The sequence below is a fragment of the Cupriavidus sp. 2SB genome (assembly GCF_005503625.1).
Lineage (GTDB): Bacteria > Pseudomonadota > Gammaproteobacteria > Burkholderiales > Burkholderiaceae > Cupriavidus.
Window position 1 is genome coordinate 1 of record NZ_SCMX01000103.1, and the last position, 20117, is coordinate 20117.

A 20117-nucleotide genomic window follows, 5' to 3' on the forward strand; every position below is an offset into this window, starting at 1 on the left:
GGGGCGGTGGGCTCGGCGGATCATGGGGTCATCGTCGCCACGTAGCGGCCGCTGCCATCGCCTGCGACTTCGATGCGGATATCGCCGCGTGTCAGTACCAGCCGCTGGGGTTCATCAATCAGTTCGCGGCCGAAGACCAGCCGGATCGGGCCATTGCCGAACTGCCGGCCGCCCTGGACAACCACCGCGCTGTCCAGCGCCAGACGCCAGCGGCCCGGCGCGAACACGTCCGCACGCATCGGCACCCAGCCCTGCGGGGTGGATTCCAGGAAACGCCATCCGGAGGCATCGCCTTCCCAAGCGAGGGGACGTGCGCCAAGTTGCGCGTCCTCCTGGGCAAGTTCGAACAGGCGGGCAATCCGCTGGCCATCGTCGAGTACGCGGCCACGGTCGTTGGGCGTGGCGTTGACAGCCACCAGGGATATGACGATGCCGGCGATCACCATGACCACCAGCAGTTCGAGCAGCGTGAAGCCGGAAAAACGCCGGCGACGCGTGGAAAGAGCGGCCATGCCGCGCGGCGTCGCCGGATACATGAGGGGAGGGGGCGTTATTCCCAGTTGCCGATATCGGCGTCGTTGGCACTGCCGCCAGCCTGGCCGTCCGCACCGAAGCTGAACACGTCGATCTCGCCGCGCACGCCTGGGTTCAGGTACTGGTAGGGGTTGCCCCACGGATCCTTGGGCAGGCGCTCCAGGTAGCCGCCGCCCTTCCAGTTGTTCGGAATGGGTTCCGTGGTGGGCTTGCTGACCAGTGCGGCCACGCCTTGCTCCGTGGTGGGATAACGGCCGTTGTCGAGGCGGTACAGCTTCAGCGCCTGCATGATCGACGAGATGTCCTGGCGCGCCGCGACGATGCGGGCCTCATCGGGACGGCTCATGATCTTGGGCACAACCAGCGCGGCCAGCACCCCAAGGATCACGATCACCACCATGATTTCGATCAGCGTGAAGCCGCGGGCGCGGCGACGGGTTTCGGTCCGGTGGTTGTTTCTGCGCATCGTGTCTGGGTAAGTGAGTCAGATATGGCCGAAGAGTATAACTCTCGCGGCATGACGGTTTGGTGTGCCGGAAGAAGGCAGTGGTTGGAATTTGTGTACCAATCTGCAACTGCGACAACTGCAACAGAAAACTTGCATTTCAGATGCAGGATATCTATGATTAGAGTCACGATGCAATTGACCCGATTCTCCGACTACGCCCTGCGCATGCTGATGTATGTATCGCGCGCCGACGGTAGCCGCCCGATCACGATCGCCGAAGTCGGCCAGCAGTTCGACATTTCGCACAATCACCTCGTCAAGGTGGCGGCGCGGCTCTCGAAGCTGGGCTGGATCACGGCCACGCGGGGCCGGCACGGTGGCCTGCAGCTTGGCCCCGACGCCGAGCGGCTGACGATCGGCACGATCCTGCGCGAGCTCGAAGGCCAGAAGGCGATTGTCGACTGTGGCAATCCGCCGTGCGTGCTCCGCGGCAACTGCCGCCTGAAGCACGCGCTCGATGCTGCGCAAGAGGCATTCTACAGCGCACTCGATGGCGTGACACTGGGCGAAGTGAACGGTAGTACGGCCGAATCGATCATTACCTTGCATCGAGATTTCCTGAGCCGGCGCGCGGCCTGAGGTCCGGGGAAAGCCCTCGGACACGGTTCGCCGCCGGCTTTGTTGTGAGAAAAAACATGCATGTCAGATGCATGAAATAACAGGAGTATTGCTGATGTTGTCCGCTGCTTCCCGCCCCTATATCGATGCCAGCGTTCCCGTGCTGCGTGAGCACGGCGTCGCCATCACCACGCATTTTTACCGCGAGATGTTCGCCGCGCGTCCCGAGTTGACCAGCCTGTTCAACATGGGCAACCAGGCCAACGGCTCGCAGCAGCAGTCGCTCGCAATGGCGGTTTTCGCCTACGCGGCCAATATCGACCGCGCCGATGTCCTGGCTCCCGTGGTCGAGCGCATCGTCCACAAGCATGTCGCGGTTGGCCTGACGCCCGCCCACTACCCGATCGTCGGCAAGTACCTGCTGGAAGCCATTGCCGCCGTGCTCGGTGAAGCCGCCACCCCGCCGCTGCTGGCGGCCTGGGACGAGGCGTACTGGCTGCTGGCCGGCGAGCTGATTGCCGCCGAGGCTCGACTGTATGACCGCGCCGGCGTCGCCGCTGGCCAGCTGCTGCGTGTGCGCGTGGTGAGCCGCGAGCAGGAAAGCGAGCAAGTGGTGGCGCTGACGCTGGCGGCCGCCGACGGTACGGCGCTGCGCGATTTCGCGCCCGGCCAGTACATCAGCGTGGAAGCGGTGCTTGGCAATGGACTGCGGCAGTTGCGGCAATACTCGCTGTCCGGAGAACGGGGCCTGCCCACGTGGCGTATTTCGATCAAGCGCGAGGAAGGCAATGCGGAAACGCCGGCCGGCGCCGTATCGAACTGGCTCCATGACAACGCGTTTGTCGATACGACGCTCCATGTCAGCACCCCTTGGGGCGATTTTGCGCCCACGCTCGATGACCGTCGTCCGATCGTGCTGATGTCGGCTGGTATCGGTGTGACGCCGATGGTGTCGGTGCTGCGCACACTGGCCCGCGAGAACCCGCACCGCCACGTGCTGTTTGCCCACGCCGCGCGCCATGGTGGCCACCATGCACACCGCAACGACATGGTCTGGGCCCGTGAGCGCATGCCTAACCTGCGTACTCATGTCAGCTACGAGCAGCCGTCCCAGGCCGATCAGTCGGGACGCGATTACGACCACGCAGGGACGATGCCGATCGACGCGCTCCTGAAGGCGGAAGACACATCCGGTTTCCAGGATGCCCGCTTCTACCTGTGCGGACCGCTGGGTTTCATGCAGGCGCAGCGCCATGCGCTGATCACCGCCGGCGTTCCCGTGGGTCATATCCATCGCGAAGTGTTCGGCCCGGACCTGCTGGACGATCTGCTCTGATCCGGCCAAGATGCGCGGCACCGACGGTTGTCTGTCACGTTGTGACAGACAACCGTCGCATGGGTCTGGTAGGCTAGGCGGTTCCTATAGATAGCCGCTTGGCATACCTGCTCGTGCCCACTCTGTCCCGGCCCGCATTCCCGATCGATATCTCCGCCGCCTGGCTGCCGCGCCTGGCCGGTCTCGCGCTGTTTGCCGCGCTATGCGCGCTCGTCACCCACTGGGTGCTGGCCTTCAGCGCGATGCGTACCATCCCCGTTCCCAAGTCTGCTCGCATCGCACAGACCGAAGCCGTGGAAACGGGTGCGGTGGCGACCTTGTTTGGCGGTAGTGCCCAGGCTGGCGTGCGCGATATCCAGCTGATCGGTGTTGTGGCCGATCTCGACGGCGTGGGGCCTGCAGCGGCAATCCTGTCGATCGATGGCGGTCCGCCCAAGGCCGTGCGTGTGGGTGCTTCGCTGTCCCCGCAGATTCGGCTGAAGGAAATTCACGGCCGCAACATCGTGATTGAACGCAACGGTGTGCGTCAGGAAATCATCTTGCCGCTGCAGAATTCCGTGAGCGTAGGTCGCCCGGGCAACCTGCCGGCCGTGCCGCCATCCGGCGCCGCCGCACCGCTCTCCACGCCGATGCCGGCCACCGTGCAGGCGATGCCACCGCCGGCGGCAAGCACTCCGCAACCGCCCCAGAACATGCCTCCGGGCATGCAGCAACCCATGCAACAGATACCGCCGCAGAGTCTGACGGGTGAGGCTCCCCCAGTCGACAAGGACTGACGACGAGGTGAAAGCGCTGGAAAAGCGATTTCAAAGTGTTGCGCAATATTTGACTGTCTTGCGCCTGTTTACGGCACGAGTCGATTCTGTGAGGCCCGTAACATCGTATTAAAAGCGCCAACTTGCGCTGGATGTCTGCGTTCTAATCCATACACGCCCAACGTGATGAAAAGGAGCACAGACATGCAACGCACTCACAAGACGCAGATTTTCAAGAACTTCATCGCGGCCTCGGCCGTCTTCCTGACCGCAGGCGCAGCGATGGCGCAAACCGCAGCCCCGTTCCCGGCCTCCGCGCCACAGGCGGCTCCGCAAGGCGGCCCCGGCCACCATCACCGCATGGACGGGCACGGTCCGCACGGCGGCGGCATGATGATGATGAAGTCGATCGACACGGACGGCGACGGCACGATCTCCAAGGCCGAAGCCGACGCGCTATTCAACAAGATCGATACCAATCACGATGGCAAGCTCGACAAGCAGGAAATGGGCGCCTATCGCAAGGCGATGTTCGAGCAGCACCGCGCCGAGAGGAAGGCGGCGTTCGAGGCAAAGTTCAAGGCGGCGGACAAGAACAACGATGGGGTACTGACCCGCGACGAGTTCAAGACCGCATTCCCGCGCATGGCCAACCGCTTCGACAAGCTTGATGCCAACCGGGATGGCAAGGTGACCATGGCCGAGATCCAGTCGGATATGGAGAAGATGCGAAAAGAGCATCACAATCGCCCCATGCAGCGCGGACCGGGCGCCGGCTCGGCACCGGCCGTGCCGTCTTCCAGCGGCGGCTGAACGACTGCTACCGTAGCTTGACCGACGCGGCCTCCGGGCCGCGTTTTTTATGGGGCTGGCACCAACCTTGCCTATGCAACGTGATGCATACGTCCCGGGCAACGGACGCGTGACAGGCGGCGAGGTGAAAATAAAATTGCGGACTTGTGCCCAACTTGCTAAATTTGCGCAAAAAAATTGCCGACAAACATATTGCGGAGCAACAAAACGTGAGCAAGGTGGAACTGGACAAGATCGACAGGAAGATTCTGGAGGTTCTGCAGACCAACGGCAGGCTGACCAACCTGGAAGTGGCCGAGCGCGTAAATCTGTCGCCGAGTCCCTGTCTGCGCCGCATCCGTCGTCTTGAGGAGATCGGCGTGATTCGTCAGTACGCCGCGCTGCTGGAACCGAACAAGATCGGACTCGGGCTGCTCGCGTATATCAACGTGCGCCTGGAAAAGCAGGGTGGCACGCCCAAGGGCAAGGCCCCGCTGGACCTATTCCGCGCGGCGCTCCAGACTTGGCCGGAAGTGGCCGCCTGCCACGCCATGACCGGCGAGATGGATCTGTTGCTCAAGGTCTATGTGGAGGACATGGAGCATTTCGCGCGCTTCATGCAGGAGCAACTTCTGGCGCATCCGTCGGTCATCGATGTGCGTTCGAGCTTTGCGCTGGAATCGATCAAGGACACCACGGCATTGCCGGTGGCAGGCGGCGCCTGATTTTCAGGCCGCAGAAACAACAACGGCGCACCATCGCGGTGCGCCGTCTGCATTGGCGAGCTGCCTGGTTCGTCAGGCCGTCCCTTTCTGCGGTACCAGCGAACGCCAGAAGCGCAGACCGAAGCGGCGTGCATCGCGCAGGTTCCGACGCATCATGTAGTCCAGATCCGCAACCTGTTCGTCGATGACCTCGGTCAGGCGGCTCACCGTATCGGCGGGCGTCAGTTCCAGATAGGCATCGGCCTCGCCATAAGCGTACTGCACCTTCATGCCGGCCTTCTTGGCGATGTGCATCATCGCGGCGTTGCGCGACAGGCAATGCATGTACAGGGTACGGACATTGGTGTTGCGGCCATGCATCGCGGCGCGCTGGAACAGTGCACTGCCGATCCCGCGGCCCCGCGCGCTCTTCGACACGGACACGCCGAACTCGGCCACGCGGCCCTGGGCGTTATCGCGCAGGTTGGCGAAGTGCCCCACGCCAATCAGTTCCAGATGCTCGTCATAGACGCCGAACACACTGTCGTGATCGAAGTCGATGCTCTCGACATAGGCTTCGATGACGTGGTCTCCAACCGACTGGCCGAAGCGGAGCAGGCGATCTTCCTCGCCCAAGGCGAGAAAATGCTTGTGCAGGCGGGAGCGATGATGGGCAGCCAGCTCGCGTACCAGGGTGGTATGGCGCTGGGTGGCCTGGCTAGCCTCGGCTGCACGGCGAAGATCTTCGTCGGTTACGGCTCCGACGGCCTTGCTCAGTTCGAGCGGGTTCACTTGGATTTCCTTCTTGGGATCGATATAAACATAGCATTGCAGCGATTTCTGCCCACTCTGTTTCCATCAACACACCAAACCACACCGTCGTGAGGATGTTTTGTGATGCAAAATACGGGTTCGGGCAAACACTAGGTTGCTGCAATGCGAAAAGTATTGTAGTGGAATTGTCAGGTCCGCGTAAGCCTTCGTGCGCAAGCCCCCAAGGGGGCCGCATCGCGAGAATTCATAAATCGTTGCAGAATCAACGGCTTGGCATGGCGAATGTGTAGTCGCCATCGACACCTGTTGTTGATCTGCTGCAACGCCGCACAGAGCTGCCCGTCGCCTCGGTCCGTGCCGCGCGCGCCGGAAGGCCTCGAAGAACAAGCCTTATATGGACGAGCCACCCATCGTTGTGATTTATGCGCATCCTGCGCCCAGGCAATCCCGCGTCAATCATCCACTCGCCGAAGCGTTGGCCCAGTTGCCGCACGTTGAGGTCCGCGAACTCTACAAGCGCTATGTCGATTACGACATCGACGTGGTAGCTGAACAGCGCCTGCTCTCTACCGCAGAGACTGTGGTCCTGCAATTTCCCGTGCGCTGGTACAGCGTGCCGGCCCTGATGAAACTGTGGCTCGACGAAGTGCTGGAAGTGGGCTGGGCATTCGGCCCTGGCGGCACGGCGCTGCGTGGCAAGTCGATGCTCGTCGTGGTCAGCACCGGCGGGCATGCCGATGCATACGGGCCCGACGGCGTCCATGGCCATCCGATCAGCGATTTCCTGCTGCCGCTCGAACAAACGGCACTGCTGTGCGGCATGACCTGGCTGTCGCCTGTCGTGCTTCATGACGCTGATCGGGCCGACACCGATGCGGTGGCGCTTCACATCGAACACGTGGCCCGCCACCTGGCCCCGCCGCCATTGCCACCTGAAACGCAGGAATGGCCCGAAGCCGGCGAGCCTGACGAGGACGCAGCATGAACCAGCACGATTTCCTGATTGCACTGCTTGTTTTCCTCGTGGCGGCGGTGGTGGCCGTGCCGCTGGCGCGGCGCTTCCAGCTGGGTTCTGTGCTGGGCTACCTGATCGCTGGCGCGGCGATTGGCCCGTTTGCGCTGAAGCTCGTGACCAATGTCGAGTCGATCCTGCATTTCTCGGAGTTCGGGGTCGTGCTGATGATGTTTGTTATTGGCCTGGAACTGGAGCCCCGCAAGCTCAAGACGCTGCGCAAGTCGATTTTCGGCTATGGGTCGGTGCAGATGGTGATGTGTGCGCTGGCGATCGGCATCGTGGCCGTTTTGTTTGGTGCGTCCTGGCAGATCGCACTCGTGGCCGGGCTGGGCCTGGCGCTATCGTCCACCGCCATCGCATTTGCCACGCTGGCCGAGCGCAACCTGATGCAGACGGGAGCCGGTGCGGCCAGTTTCGGCATTCTGCTGTTCCAGGATATCGCGGCCATTCCGATGATTGCTTTGCTGCCGCTGCTGGCCGCCGAGGGGGCCGGGGCGACCGCGCACGGTCCGGAAAACTGGCAGACGGCCGCCAAGGCGGTGGCGGTGATCGGCGCCGTGGTGGTGGGCGGACGCTATCTGGTACGGCCGGCGCTTCGCATCATCGCCCGGACTGGCATGCGCGAGATGTTCACGGCATTCTCGCTGCTGCTTGTGGTCGGCATTGCGTTGATGATGGACGCGGTGGGCCTGTCCATGGCGCTTGGCACTTTCGTAGCTGGCGTGCTGCTGGCCGATTCGGAGTATCGCCACGCGCTGGAGGCCGACATCGAGCCGTTCAAGGGGCTGCTGCTCGGGCTGTTCTTCATGGCCGTGGGCATGTCGATCGATTTCGGCATCCTCGCCAGTTCGCCGGGCAAGGTGATCGGCTTCGTGATCGCCTTCGTCGTGGTCAAGACGCTGGTCCTGACGCTGCTGGCTCGCCGGTTCGGCGTCGGGCGTGGTCAGTGGCTGCTGTTCGGGTTGCTGATTTCGCAGGGCGGCGAGTTCGGGTTCGTGGTGTTCGCCGAGGCGCGCATGGTGGGGCTGATGCCGCGCGAGACCGAGGCGCTGCTGGTGCTGATCATTGCGTTGTCGATGGTCGTCACCCCGCTGCTGCTGCTGGCGTTCGACCGCCTGCTTGCTCCGCGCCTGAACGCGATGTCGCAGCGTCCTGACGACGAGATCACGAATCACCACAATCCCGTGATCATTGCGGGCTTCGGCCGCTTCGGGCAGATCATTGGCCGGCTGCTCTATGCCCAGGGTGTGGGTGTGACCGTGCTTGACCACGATCCTGACCAGATCGAGTTCCTGCGCCAGTACGGATTCAAGATTTTCTATGGCGATGCCACGCGCATTGACCTGCTGGAGGCGGCTGGCGCCAGCGAGGCGCGCATCATGATCGTCTGTATCGAGGATATCGACGACAACCTGGCACTGATCGACAAGGTGCGCCATCGCTGGCCCGAACTGGCAATCTACACTCGCGCCAAGCACGTATCTCACGTCTACCAGTTGAAGGACCGGGGCGTTGAAACGTACGAGCGCGAGATGTTCGAAGGGTCGCTGATGCTCGGCCGGCGCGTGCTGGAAGGACTGGGCTTTGACCCGGTGGAGGCGCGCAGCGTGGCGCTGCGGTTCCGCCGCCATAACGTCGAGGCGATCGACCGCTTCTATCCGTACTACAAGGATCAGAAGAAGCTGGTGTCGATGGCCCGGCAGGCGCGGGACGAACTGGAGGAAATGTTCCGCCAGGACCGGGAGCAGCGGAAGAAACGCGAAGAAGCGGAGTGGTCCTGACCGGCCCGACCGTCTAGCGGGGGACGGCCGGCACCAGGCCGTTTTCCAGCAGGCCCACCACCATTTCGGCGAACTGCGCATACGACAGCTTGCCGCCCGGCTTGAGCCACGTGAACGTCCAGTTGATCATGCCGAAGACGGTCATGGTCAGCGCGGTCTGGTTCTCGCCCGTGACGCGCTCCGGGAATGCCAGCCGCAGCAAGCGCGAGAATGCCGCCACCACGTCGCGTTCGCGCTTCAGGATCTGGTCGCGCTGCTCCTCGGCCAGGAACTTCACATCGTTGATCAGCGCAATATGGCGGGTCTGCGACGTTTCGTATTCGGCCAGGAAGGCGCGCAGCAAGTGACCGAATGTTTCCCGATGGCTGCGGCCCTGGCGCTCGCCGTCGCGCTCGACCTCGGTCACGATCTGCATGAGCTGGCGCGTGTAGCGATCCAGCAGGTCGAACAGGATCGCTTCCTTGCTCTCGTAATAGTGGTAGAGGCGGGCCTTGGAGGTGCCGCACGCGGCAGCCAGGTCGGCCATTGAGGTGCTGGGATAGCTCGTGGCGGCAAACGCGGCTGCCGCCAGGTCCAGGATCTGTTCGCGTTGCGCCTCGAAGTCGGGCGCTTTGGTTCTGGCCATATGGGTCGGATCGATCCCTGTTTTTATCGGGTTACTCGGCGCTGGCCATCAGGGAATTGCGGCGGACTTCGCAGGTGTCCAGGCTTTCCGGATTGCCGCGCAATTGCAGTTGCCCGTTGCTGACCAGTTCGCGGCACCGCCAGAAGACGAACCAGTCGCTGGCCAGCAGCCCTTCGATCGCTCCCATGACGCTGGCCACGGTCTGCGCGGCGGGCGTCCATTCGACTGGCGCACGCTCAAGGATGACGTCGTCGACGTTGTGATAGGCCGCCGGCACCAGCGTGTTGCCTTTCCACAGCCGGACGTCGGCGTTTTCCTTCACGTTCTGCTGCCACTCGTAGCCTAGCCGGCCCAGGCGCAGGACTGACACCGGGGCGATGGTCGAAAACCGGCGCGCCAGGCGGGAGGCGGGATACATGCCGATGGCGGTCAGGCTGCCGTGCGCGGGGGTTTCCAGCTCGCGCAGGTCCATCGCCACTTCGTTGATCCGCTGGGGCGCCTGGTAGAGATGGAAGACCACCCGGCGCAGCATGAGCTGGTCCGACGCACTCTGGCCGTGCCAGATCGCCACTTCCATCGCGTCGCGCCGCAATTGCTGGAGCTGATCCAGCGCCTGGCGCATCTCGGCGGCAAAGTCGATGTCTGAATGGGGTGCCACGCGCTGCCAGAAGCCGGAGCGGATCAGGCCGGTACTGTCGATATCGGCGATCGGACCCACGGCGAGGTCGTCGCGCAGGACGACCACCGGGTCGGGACGGGCCGCCTGGGCCAGAGCCTGGCGCAGTGTATTGCCCGCGACATCGCCGTTGACGACATGGATATATTGCATGACCGTGATTGTATAGGGATGCGACGGGTCCAGGCCCTGCGCCAGCGGCCGATGCGACGCATGAAGCGTGTTCCGCCATTGTAATCACGGCATGCGGTACGCCGGGCATCGGCGGCTGTCCGACATGTGGGTTTTCCACCATTCGGCAGCCGCGGACACGCGGCGGAAGACGGGCGGCAGTTACCGCTCGTCGTAGCTGACCACCACGCGCGGCGTGAGCGCCCGGGCCTGGCAGGTCAGCACGAAGCCCTTTTCCATTTCCCACGGTTCGAGCGTGTAGTTCTTCTCCATTTCCACCTTGCCTTCGAGCACCTTGGCCCGGCATGTGCAGCAGACCCCGCCCTTGCAGGCGTAGGGCAGGTCGAGCCCAGCCGAGAGCGCGGTGTCGAGCACGTTCGCATCGGCCATTGGCAGGCGCATCTTGTGCTGCTTGCCGTCCAGCACGATGACCAGTTCGGCGGTGCCGGCATCTCCTGTGGCGTCGTGCTGGGCAGCGACAGCGCGACGGGGCTGGGCCAGCGGCACGCCGAAGCGCTCCGCATGGATCTTGTGGGGATCGAGACCCGCCGTCTTGAGGGCATCCTCGACCTCGTCGATCATCGACGCCGGGCCGCAAACGAAGGCGGCGTCGATATCGTCCACGGGAAGCAGGGTCTGCAGGAAGGCGGTCACGCGCTGCCCGTCCAGACGGCCATGCAGCAGATCCACCTCCTGGGGCTGGCGCGACAACACGTGATAGAGCGTGAAGCGAGACAGGTACTGATTCTTAAGATCCTCCAGCGCCTCGGAGAAGATGATCGAGTCAACGTTCCGGTTGCCATAGATCAACGTGAAGCGGCTGCCAGGTTCCGTGGCCAGCGTGGTGCGGATCAGGGACAGCACTGGCGTAATGCCGCTGCCCGCGGCGAACGCCACGTAATGCCGCGCGATTGTCGCATCGAGCGGCACGTAGAAACGGCCATCAGGCGTCATGACGTCGAGCGTCTGTCCGGGGGCCGCGGTGTCGTGCAGCCACGTGGAGAACACGCCATCTTCGACGAGCTTCACGGCCACGCGTAGCTCGCCGTGACTGTCGTAATCCTGCACGCCAGAGCAGATCGAGTACGAGCGGCGGACGTCCTTGCCTTCAACCTGCGCTTTCAGCGTCAGGAACTGCCCCTGCGTGAAACGGTAGGCATCACGCAGTTCGGTGGGCACCGCGAAGGCAATCGAGACCGTATCGGAAGTTTCCGGGCGAACCTGCGCCACGCGCAGCGGGTGGAAGTGTGGAGTCATGGCCGGGGCGGGGTCCGCGGGTCAGTAGGGTTTGAAGTAATCGAACGGTTCGCGGCAATCCAGGCAGCGGTAGAGCGCCTTGCATGCCGTGGAGGCGAACCGGGACAACTCCTGTGTGTGGATGCTGCCGCAGCGTGGGCACGCGACCGTGGCCGTGGCATGCACACGGGGCATGAAGCGCAATGGCTTGACGTTCGCAGCGTGTGCAGGAGCCGAAGCGCAATGGCCCGGCGGGGCGATGCCGAATGCGCGCAGGTTGGCGCGACCGGTCTCGGTAATCCAGTCGGTAGTCCAGGCAGGGGCCAGCACGGTGCGCACGCGCCACGGGGCCAGTCCGGCGGCGTCCAGCGCGTGGCCAACGTCCTCCTCGATCTGTCCCATGGCCGGGCATCCGGAATACGTGGGGGTGATGGTCGCCTCGATGGTGACGCCATCATCGGCCAGTACCACATCGCGCAGGATGCCGAGGTCCCGGATCGATACCACCGGGATCTCGGGGTCGGGCACGGCTTCCAGCGCTGCCCACGCGTGCGCCAGACGTGCCTCGGAAGAATCCGTGGCCGCCGCCGACGGCGCAAAGGCCGGCGCGAACGGCGAGGCGGGGTTGGTGAGCGAAGCGGCGAAATGAGGCATGGTCGGCCCTTCCGTTACCACTGCGCGCCCGGGTGGGCGCGAGCCAGGCCCTGCAACTCCGCCAGCAGGTAGCTCATATGCTCGGAATGCACGCCTTGCTTGCCGGTCGACACGAAGCCGGTGGTTGCCGGGCGCTGCAGCGTGGCATCGTCGAGCGTGGCGGTGACCGTCGCCTCCCAGGCGTCGCGCAGATCGGCGGTCAGTACGCTCACGCCCTGCCGCGCCGACTCCTCTTCCACGGGATCGACCGCGAAGCACTCGTTCATATATGGCAGCAGGTGATCGAGCGCACGCTGCATGCGGCGGTGCGATTCGCCAGTGCCATCGCCCAGCCGCACCACCCAGTCCGCGGCGTGATGCAGGTGATAGCGAACCTCCTTGGCGGACTTCGCGGCGATGGCGGCGAGTTCCGGGTCGCTGCTCGCTTCCAGCGCGGGCCACAGTTCAGCCATCAGCGCGCTGTACAGGAAGTTGCGCATGATGGTTACGGCGTAGTCGCGATCGGCGCGTGCCGTGCCGGCCAGCGGACCGTGGTGGGGCAGTTCCTGCAGCGTCCAGTTGCGGAAATCGGATTCGGGTCGCCAGTAGGCGTAGTCATCCTCGTGGCGCGCGCGGCCCGTCAACCGGCCTTCAAGCACGCCGGCATGGGCATAAAGCAGGCGAGCCTGGCCGATCAGGTCCAGGCTGATATTGGCAAGCGCGATGTCTTCCTCGAGCACGGGGCCGTGGCCGCACCACTCGGCGTTGCGCTGGCCGAGGATCAGGGCGTTATCCGCCAGCCGCAGTATGTACTGGAGCGTCGCAGGGATCGGAGGCTGGGTCGTCATGTTCATGGCGCGGCCCTTACATATGGTTGACTTCGTCGGGCAACTGGTAAAACGTGGGATGGCGATAGATCTTGTCGGCCGCCGGATCGAACAGTTCGGCCTTCTCGGCTGGCGCGCTGGCCGTGATGGCCGATGAGGGCACTACCCAGATCGACACGCCTTCCTGCCGCCGCGTGTAGACATCGCGGGCCATGTGCAGCGCCTGCTGGGCGTCCGCAGCATGCAGGCTGCCGCAGTGCTTGTGCTCCAGCCCCTGCTTGCTGCGGACAAACACCTCCCACAGCGGCCATTCCTTCTGTTGCTTCGATGGGGTGATGGTTTGGGTCATGTTGGTTACCTTGCTTGTTCTGTCGTGGCTCAAGCCGCCTTGGCCTGGGTCCGGCGGGCGCGCTTTTCGGCATGGGCCAGCGCAGCTTCGCGTACCCACGCGCCGTCTTCGTGCGCCTTGACGCGGGTGGCCAGCCGCTCGCGATTGCAGGGGCCGTCGCCGTTGATCACGCGCCAGAACTCTTCCCAATCGAGGGGGCTGTAGTCGTAGTGGCCGCGCTCGGCATTCCACTGCAGGCCCGGATCGGGCAGCGTGACGCCAAGGATCCTGGCCTGTTCCACCGTGGCATCGACGAACTTCTGGCGCAGGTCGTCGTTCGAAATACGCTTGATGCCCCAGGCCATCGTCTGGGTGCTATTGGTGGAGGCCGCATCGGGCGGCCCGAACATCATCAGCACCGGGAACCACCAACGATCCACCGCCTCCTGCACCATGGCGCGCTGGGCCTCGGTGCCGCGCATCATGGCCAGCAGCGCGTCATAGCCCTGGCGCTGGTGGAACGACTCCTCCTTGCAGATGCGGATCATCGCGCGCGCGTAGGGGCCGTAGGAGCAGCGGCACAGGGGGATCTGGTTCATGATGGCCGCGCCATCCACCAGCCAGCCGATCACGCCCACATCGGCCCAGGTCAGCGTCGGGTAGTTGAAGATCGACGAATACTTGGCGCGACCGGTGTGCAGCGCATCGACGAGATCGTCGCGCGACACATCAAGCGTTTCCGCAGCGCTATATAGATAGAGTCCGTGCCCGCCTTCGTCCTGCACCTTGGCCAGCAGGATGGCCTTGCGCTTGAGAGACGGCGCGCGGCTGATCCAGTTGCCTTCCGGCTGCATGCCGATGATCTCGGAGTGCGCGTGCTGCGAAATCTGGCGCACCAGCGTCTTGCGATAGGCGTCGGGCATCCAGTCCATCGGCTCGATCTTGGCGTCTTCGGCCATGCGGGCATCGAATGCGGACTGGCGATCGGCCACGCTGGCGTCTGCGAGCGGACGCTCCGCCGGCTGTCCTGGGAGGTCGAGGCTCTGTGTGTACATCACGTCTCCTTGGCATGCGTCTATGACGACGGGCGCCGACCTGCCGGATGCTTGCTGATCCTGTAGACATCAATTTGTGGGGGTCGGGCGTGCGGCCACTATATATATAAACCGTCCGGTCGGTCAATTTATTGCGCTGACAAGATGAAGGGTTTTCAGAATTGGCTCACGAACGTCTATCCAGAGCCACGTGTAGTATCGAACTTCATCTTTCGTTCGACGTGGGAGGGCAGTGCAATGGCAGGCAAGGCATACAGCAAGATCGCGGTGGCGGTGGACGGCAGCGGAACGTCGGACCTCGCCTTGTACGAAGCGATTCGCGTGGCGTCGGGCAGTGGCGCATCCGTGCTGGCGCTCTACGTGGTGGACAACGGCGTGATGCTGTTCGACGCTGGTTTCTACGATCCCACGCAGGTCCAGCGCGCATTTGTCGACAGTGGGACCAAGGCACTGGAGGCGGCCGGCAGGCTGCTGGGCAATGAGGGTGTGGCGCACGAGACGAAGCTCGTGGATGATCCCGCCGTCATCGGCGATGTGGCCGGCTCGATCAATGCGGCCGCGAGCGAATGGGGTGCCGACTTACTGGTCATCGGTACACATGGCCGTCGCGGCGTGCGCCGGCTCGTTCTCGGCAGCGTGGCCGAAGCCGTGATTCGCCAGTCGACGATGCCAGTGTTACTGGTGCGCGGCAAGGAGGCAGACGCCTGACGCCCCGTCCTTCGACTTCAGTTGGCGGCTATCCCGCGAAGCGGAAATGGCCGCCGCGAAGTACGATCTCGCGAGCCTCGGTCAGTTCGAACATCGCTTCCGCAAGTTGCTCGATGCGCGTGCGATTGGTGGTGAACGCGCTGACCAAGTCTTCCTCTCTCGCCGAACGGGCGCCGCAATAGGCTTCGAGCGCCTCCGCTGTGACGGAATACTGGGACCAGTTGCCGTTGACCGTGGCCGGACACGACAGTGTCAGGCTTGCGCCGCAATAAGTGGGACTGCTGGTGGGGAAAGTGATGTCGACCATGGCGCACCTCGTCTTGCCGGGAACGGGGAAACGGCGGATATCCATTCAATATAGGCAATCCACCCATTCGGGCAAGCATGGCCCTGCGAACGCCTTTGATAGCAGTCAGCCTGCCCGCATACCAGGCAGCCGTCGCCGTTGGCTCCGCGCCTGTTCGGCAGCAAGAGACCTGAGTCCGACTACCACGCGATGTGCGTCGTCGATATGACCATCGGCGTAAGCGGTTTGCTCGGCCAGGAAGTGATCGAACGGCCCATCGTCTCGTGTCAGCGGCGGCAGATGAGGTGGGGCGATAGCCGCGGTCACACTGGTTCGGCCAGGCCGAACGGCGACTTCGGCGAGGCGTGCTTCCAGATCTGCAAGCATTGCCTGGGCGGCAGGTCCCGGCGGCAGAGGTACTTCACCCGATTCGGCACCCGCCCTGATCAGTCCGGCGAGCGACGCCATGCGCCTGGACGTGGCATGCAACGCAGTATGCGCCGCCGCAAGCTGAGGATCGAATTCGTCAAGGCATTGCTGGAGCGTGCTTTCCGCGCGCGAGGAAGCCCGGCCCGCCGCCACGCGCAGCGCCTCGAGACGCGCTTGCGCGGGCGTCAGGGTTCGTGCCGCGCCAGTTGCAGCCCGGAGATACACGGCATTGACCGCCAATGCGTCGAGACTGTGCCGGAAGACCCGCGACAGCTCGGCGCGCGGCGCCAGGATGTAATAGCTGGCCAACGCAATTACGCAGCCGATCGCCGTATCAAGTCCGCGCAACGCGGCCACGTGACTACTATTCGATGCTGGCTCGCCAATCCACGAGAACAGGATTACGGCTGGTGTCAGGAAAAACGCGAAGCCAGCAGCGTTGCCAGCCAGGCGCAGGGCGTAGGCTGCGGCCAGGAAGATGGCGCTGGCACCCAGTGCCAACATTGGAGCGGGATGCGTGAGACTGATCAGGCAGGCCAGCACCGCACCGGCTAGGGATCCGGCGAAGCGGTGAAGGGAGATTTGCCGCGTGGTTTGCAGCCGCGGACTGAGCACCATGATCACAGTGACGGCGACCCAATAGCCGTGATCGACTTGGAACAGCTGCGATGGCAGTAGGCTCAGGCCTCCGGCAAACGCCATCCGCACGGCATGCCGCGTGATGCGTGCATCCCGTGCAGCAATGTCAGCCAACGCGTCGCCGAAACGATCAAGCATGCCCGTCAACCCGGTATTGGGCCAGGCGAAAGTCCCGCGCCAGCGTGTGAACGATGGATGCTGTGACAGGGCAGCCAGCGCCGATTGATATGCCGGCGGCGCACTCGCGTTGACTCGCTGTCCGACCAGCCGCCGCAGATCCTGGGACAACATCGCGGTGAGAGCGGGCAAGTCCGGCGCATGCCGGGTCAGGGACTGGCGTACCTGTTCCAGCGTGTCTGCCAGACACCGCGCAGTATGGTCGAGCGGAAGCCCGTCCCGTTTGCCGGCGCGTTCTCGGAGCTCGCCCGCTACGATCAATAGGGCAAAGATGGCATCGGCCACTGCCACGGTGTACGCGTAGTGCAACAGCCCGACAGGATCCAGAATCCCGCGCCGCCCGCTCACCGCCGCGCGTGCCGCTTCAATTCGCTGCCGCATCTCAAGCTTGTACGCCGAAGTGTCCTCGGGTGGCATACCTGCCAAGGCTTGGGCAAAGCGATGCAATGCGTCATAGACAGCGATGATTTCGAGGCGAGGGCGCGCATCGCGTTGTGATGGCACCAGCAACAGGCATACGAGGCAGGCAAATACCCCGCCGCGCAGATAGTCCGTGGCCGCTATCCACGCATGCGATGCAACCGGCGTGCCGACGGCAGGTTGCAGGCACGCCGCGATTAGCACGACGTAGAGCAGCTTGAAGCCGAGCGCGGCAGCCGGCCCCCGGATTTCCGCCAGACCAGCGACCATGCCTGCGCCCAGCACCATCGTCAGGGCAGCCAATGGCGAGGTGGAGAGGCTTGCGCCCAGGGCGCTCACAGCCGCGCCGCCTATGCCCACGGTTCCCAAGCTGCGCATACGCGTGGCCGCAGTACCTTGGCGGTCAGCCAGGCAAGTCCAGATCGAGGCAGTGGCTGACCAAAGGTATCCGGCGTCTCCGGTCAGCCAGGCGGTACCCGCCAATGCGAAGAAGGAGAGCGCGTAGACGATGCCGCGTTGAAGAAGCGCAGTTTCGGGGCAGTAGCGGAGGAGGCGCAAGGGGCGGCGCATGATCGAATCCGGCGTACCAGACGTCTTAGGGTGAGTACGGATATCACTCTACGGGCGTCATTGTTGCGACGCAACATTTCGTGGAATTACGAAAGGTTGGTGCGCAGGCAGTGCCGCCATGCACCGACTTGGTGATAAATCAGCCTGTTGGTGCAGATAACGGATTTGTCATAAAGAACGGTGGAATCCGCCGACGCCGCTCCTGCATTTCACCGATTTCAGGCAAAAAAAACCCGCGCAGGTTGTGCGCGGGTTGGAATCCACCGAGGTGGTGGAGGAGACAGACTTCACTATACACGACTTGCTGCGACGCACCAAGCGTCGCCTGCAAAATTGACTGCAAGACAGCACAATCTCCGTTGTTGTCGTACAACGGGATGACGTCTGTCACCGAAAAAGATACGCAATCCACACGGCGGCAGTCATCCCTACCACATCCGCAAACAGCGCACAGCCAAGCGCATGTCTTGTATTTCGCACGTTCACGCTGCCGAAGTAGACCGCCAACACATAAAACGTGGTTTCGGTCGAACCCTGGATGATTGCCGCCACCCGCGCTTGGAAGGAGTCCACGCCATAGGTGGTCATCACATCCACCATCAGTCCACGCGCCCCGGCACCTGACAAGATTTTCATCAGGCCGACCGGAAGGGCTGGCACGAAGTCCGTGTTCATTCCTAGTTTTTCAAATGTCGCGGTCAGGGCGAACATCACTATGTCCATGCAGCCGCTGGCTCGGAAGAGTCCGATTGCAACCAAAATGGCTACCAGGTAAGGAATGATCTGGACGGCAACCCCGAACCCTTCCTTCGCGCCATCGACGAATGCATCGTAGACATTCACGCGTCGGATTGCCCCACAAACCAGAAACAAGATAATCAGGGAAAGGATGAAGCCGCTGCCTGCGAGCGACGCCATTTGGCTGACTTGAGCAGGCGGCGCATGGCGCAGCCAGAGAAACAGTGCTGTGGTAGCCAGCCCCGCGATGACGGCGGTGATTAGCACTGCGGGTTTGAATAAATTGAGGCGCTGCACCCAGGCTACAGCCAGCAGGCCCGCCAGACAGGAGGCGCCAGTAGCCAGCAACGTCGGCAAAAATATGTCGGCCGCATTGAAGTTGACCAGCCCTTGCTTTACTGCCATCGCCTGCCGGATGGCTATGACCGAGGTCGGGATCAGCGTCAATCCTGCGGTGTTGAGCACGATAAACATGATCTGGGCGTTCGTCGCGGTCTCAGGCTTACGGTTCAGCGTTTGCAGTTCGCGCATCGCCGTCAGCCCAAGCGGCGTGGCAGCATTGTCCAGCCCGAGCATATTGGCCGACACATTCATCATCATCGCGCCCTGTGCAGGATGTCCCTGCGGGACGCCCGGGAAAAAGTGACGCAGCAACGGATTGACCATGCGGGCGAACAAGTCGATTACCCCTGCGCGCTCGCCCACCCGCATGATGCCGATCCACAGGCTCATGACCCCGACCAGGCCCAGCGAGATCTCGAAAGCAGTGCGGGAACTATCGAACAAACTGGAGAGCAAGGCGGGAAATACGGCTAGATCGCCATTGACGAGCCGTACGGTCGCCGCCAGGAAGGAAAGCAGAAAGAATCCGAGCCAAACGAAATTCAGTGCCATCGACGCCAATCCATCATTGGGATGCCTGCCGCTCAGATGCGGAAGTGCCCAGCATCATAGCTGGATGGATGCGGCGCCGGCGTCATGCAATCGCCGCACCGCGTTCCTGTAGCAGGGCGCGGAGGATGGACCGGTGACAGTGGCTCTCGTCCTCGCAATAGCATCCGAGCGAGAAACTGGTCTGATGGGAGAGTGCGGCCAGGAGGTCGAGCGTGCGACTGACATCGGGCCGCGCCATCTCGGCCCGGAAGCTTTTCTCGAAGCTCCGCCATGCCTTGCCGTCTTCGGTGCCCTTCGCAAGCTGTGCCTTGGCAACCAATTCCGCTGACGGCGACAACGCCGGGTACCAGACGTCGTAATAGTCGCGGCTGGCGAACTCGGCTTTCGGCACGCCCCGCGGCGGCCGACGCACGGTGCCCATGCGCAATCCCTCGCCCGTTGTGCGTACCTCACCGAGTCGTACGATCCGTATCGCCATGATTTTTCCTCCGCCCCCTATCCATTGTTACTAGTCATGCTGTCATGGGGACTCGGTTTCCGCACCTTTCCAATGACTGTTATCGGCAGTCTGAGACTTTTTTCAAAAAGGGCTTGCGCTGTCTCTGGAACGCATCTAATATTCGCCCCCTCGCAACACAAACCGCGCTGCAAACGCAGGGCTGGCAAGGGTTGTGGGGCAGCAGTGGCGGGGGTTGCGGGGTTTTGCAGCGTTGGCCGGCAGAGAAAAAATCTTCTGCAAACTGTTGACGAAACGATGAATGTTCTGCATAATCTCGTTTCTCTGCTGCAGCGAAAGCGACGCGGCAGACGCAGTAAGAAGTAGCGCAGTACCCGACGACAGCAAAGCTGTTCGTCAATGTTCTTTAACAACCAAACAACCGATAAGTGTGGGCGCTTGATGGCGAACGCCGCTGAGGACTTCGGGTTCTTAGTGTTGCTTCAAAAGTA

General features: G+C 63.1%; 22 protein-coding genes. 8 read left to right on the forward strand and 14 right to left on the reverse strand.

Annotation, left to right across the window (positions count from 1 at the left end; genetic code table 11):
• Positions 1 to 20 precede the first annotated feature (20 nt).
• Together FFS21_RS28995 and gspG are read right to left on the reverse strand one after the other, a co-directional pair.
• Complete coding sequence (locus tag FFS21_RS28995; protein WP_137928143.1) at positions 21 to 536, reverse strand: prepilin-type N-terminal cleavage/methylation domain-containing protein; 516 nt, start codon at positions 534 to 536, stop codon at positions 21 to 23.
• Positions 537 to 550: 14 nt separating this feature from the next.
• Positions 551 to 1000, reverse strand: a complete 450-nt coding sequence (gene gspG / locus FFS21_RS29000; protein ID WP_137928144.1) for a type II secretion system major pseudopilin GspG — start codon at positions 998 to 1000, stop codon at positions 551 to 553.
• 171 nt (positions 1001 to 1171) lie between these two features.
• Here gspG and FFS21_RS29005 point away from each other — a divergent pair, with 171 nt between their 5' ends.
• From FFS21_RS29005 to FFS21_RS29025, 5 genes are all read left to right on the forward strand, one after another.
• Entirely contained in the window at positions 1172 to 1621 is a 450-nt protein-coding gene (locus FFS21_RS29005; RefSeq protein WP_171020521.1) for an RrF2 family transcriptional regulator, read from the forward strand.
• A gap of 94 nt (positions 1622 to 1715) precedes the next feature.
• Positions 1716 to 2936 carry a globin domain-containing protein gene (locus tag FFS21_RS29010; RefSeq protein ID WP_137928146.1) on the forward strand — a complete coding sequence of 407 codons (1221 nt, stop codon included), beginning with the start codon at positions 1716 to 1718 and terminating at the stop codon, positions 2934 to 2936.
• A gap of 107 nt (positions 2937 to 3043) precedes the next feature.
• Complete coding sequence (locus tag FFS21_RS29015; protein ID WP_502705207.1) at positions 3044 to 3712, forward strand: hypothetical protein; 669 nt, start codon at positions 3044 to 3046, stop codon at positions 3710 to 3712.
• 183 nt (positions 3713 to 3895) lie between these two features.
• Positions 3896 to 4504, forward strand: coding sequence for an EF-hand domain-containing protein (locus tag FFS21_RS29020; RefSeq protein ID WP_137928147.1), 609 nt, complete (start codon positions 3896 to 3898; stop codon positions 4502 to 4504).
• Positions 4505 to 4713: 209 nt separating this feature from the next.
• Positions 4714 to 5208: an Lrp/AsnC family transcriptional regulator gene (locus FFS21_RS29025; RefSeq protein WP_137928148.1), complete on the forward strand. Its 495-nt coding sequence runs from the start codon at positions 4714 to 4716 to the stop codon at positions 5206 to 5208.
• A 72-nt stretch (positions 5209 to 5280) separates the two neighbouring features.
• Here the strand turns inward: FFS21_RS29025 and FFS21_RS29030 are convergent, their stop codons facing one another.
• Positions 5281 to 5979: a GNAT family N-acetyltransferase gene (locus FFS21_RS29030; RefSeq protein ID WP_137928149.1), complete on the reverse strand. Its 699-nt coding sequence runs from the start codon at positions 5977 to 5979 to the stop codon at positions 5281 to 5283.
• Between the two features lie 376 nt (positions 5980 to 6355).
• On the opposite strand from FFS21_RS29030, the gene kefF reads away from it, so the two are divergent.
• A complete protein-coding gene (gene kefF, locus FFS21_RS29035) occupies positions 6356 to 6946 on the forward strand; it encodes a glutathione-regulated potassium-efflux system oxidoreductase KefF (protein WP_137928150.1) in 591 nt (196 codons plus the stop codon).
• Entirely contained in the window at positions 6943 to 8757 is a 1815-nt protein-coding gene (kefC, locus tag FFS21_RS29040) for a glutathione-regulated potassium-efflux system protein KefC (RefSeq protein ID WP_137928151.1), read from the forward strand. The genes kefF and kefC overlap by 4 nt, the downstream gene beginning before the upstream one ends.
• A 13-nt stretch (positions 8758 to 8770) precedes the next feature.
• On the opposite strand, the gene FFS21_RS29045 is transcribed toward kefC, so the two are convergent.
• From FFS21_RS29045 to paaA, 7 genes are all read right to left on the reverse strand, one after another.
• Positions 8771 to 9382: a TetR/AcrR family transcriptional regulator gene (locus FFS21_RS29045; RefSeq protein WP_137928152.1), complete on the reverse strand. Its 612-nt coding sequence runs from the start codon at positions 9380 to 9382 to the stop codon at positions 8771 to 8773.
• Positions 9383 to 9413: 31 nt separating this feature from the next.
• Positions 9414 to 10211 carry a DUF1835 domain-containing protein gene (locus FFS21_RS29050; RefSeq protein ID WP_137928153.1) on the reverse strand — a complete coding sequence of 266 codons (798 nt, stop codon included), beginning with the start codon at positions 10209 to 10211 and terminating at the stop codon, positions 9414 to 9416.
• Positions 10212 to 10391: 180 nt separating this feature from the next.
• Positions 10392 to 11486 (reverse strand): 1,2-phenylacetyl-CoA epoxidase subunit PaaE, encoded by a 1095-nt coding sequence (gene paaE, locus FFS21_RS29055; RefSeq protein WP_137928154.1) that lies wholly within the window; start codon positions 11484 to 11486, stop codon positions 10392 to 10394.
• A 21-nt stretch (positions 11487 to 11507) separates the two neighbouring features.
• A complete protein-coding gene (gene paaD, locus FFS21_RS29060; protein ID WP_137928155.1) occupies positions 11508 to 12119 on the reverse strand; it encodes a 1,2-phenylacetyl-CoA epoxidase subunit PaaD in 612 nt (203 codons plus the stop codon).
• 14 nt (positions 12120 to 12133) lie between these two features.
• Positions 12134 to 12952, reverse strand: a complete 819-nt coding sequence (gene paaC / locus FFS21_RS29065; RefSeq protein ID WP_137928156.1) for a 1,2-phenylacetyl-CoA epoxidase subunit PaaC — start codon at positions 12950 to 12952, stop codon at positions 12134 to 12136.
• Positions 12953 to 12962: 10 nt separating this feature from the next.
• Positions 12963 to 13274, reverse strand: coding sequence for a 1,2-phenylacetyl-CoA epoxidase subunit PaaB (gene paaB, locus FFS21_RS29070; protein ID WP_137928157.1), 312 nt, complete (start codon positions 13272 to 13274; stop codon positions 12963 to 12965).
• Positions 13275 to 13303: 29 nt separating this feature from the next.
• Complete coding sequence (paaA, locus tag FFS21_RS29075) at positions 13304 to 14308, reverse strand: 1,2-phenylacetyl-CoA epoxidase subunit PaaA (RefSeq protein ID WP_137928158.1); 1005 nt, start codon at positions 14306 to 14308, stop codon at positions 13304 to 13306.
• A 237-nt stretch (positions 14309 to 14545) separates the two neighbouring features.
• Here paaA and FFS21_RS29080 point away from each other — a divergent pair, with 237 nt between their 5' ends.
• Positions 14546 to 15016: a universal stress protein gene (locus FFS21_RS29080; protein ID WP_137928159.1), complete on the forward strand. Its 471-nt coding sequence runs from the start codon at positions 14546 to 14548 to the stop codon at positions 15014 to 15016.
• Positions 15017 to 15044: 28 nt separating this feature from the next.
• On the opposite strand, the gene FFS21_RS29085 is transcribed toward FFS21_RS29080, so the two are convergent.
• The 4 genes from FFS21_RS29085 to FFS21_RS29100 form a co-directional block, all read right to left on the reverse strand.
• Positions 15045 to 15323 carry a DUF1488 family protein gene (locus tag FFS21_RS29085; RefSeq protein ID WP_137928160.1) on the reverse strand — a complete coding sequence of 93 codons (279 nt, stop codon included), beginning with the start codon at positions 15321 to 15323 and terminating at the stop codon, positions 15045 to 15047.
• A gap of 105 nt (positions 15324 to 15428) precedes the next feature.
• Positions 15429 to 17537 (reverse strand): FUSC family protein, encoded by a 2109-nt coding sequence (locus FFS21_RS29090; RefSeq protein WP_137928161.1) that lies wholly within the window; start codon positions 17535 to 17537, stop codon positions 15429 to 15431.
• A gap of 387 nt (positions 17538 to 17924) precedes the next feature.
• Positions 17925 to 19169, reverse strand: a complete 1245-nt coding sequence (locus tag FFS21_RS29095) for a spore maturation protein (protein WP_137928162.1) — start codon at positions 19167 to 19169, stop codon at positions 17925 to 17927.
• Between the two features lie 82 nt (positions 19170 to 19251).
• Positions 19252 to 19647: a DUF488 domain-containing protein gene (locus FFS21_RS29100; RefSeq protein WP_137928163.1), complete on the reverse strand. Its 396-nt coding sequence runs from the start codon at positions 19645 to 19647 to the stop codon at positions 19252 to 19254.
• Positions 19648 to 20117: the final 470 nt, after the last annotated feature.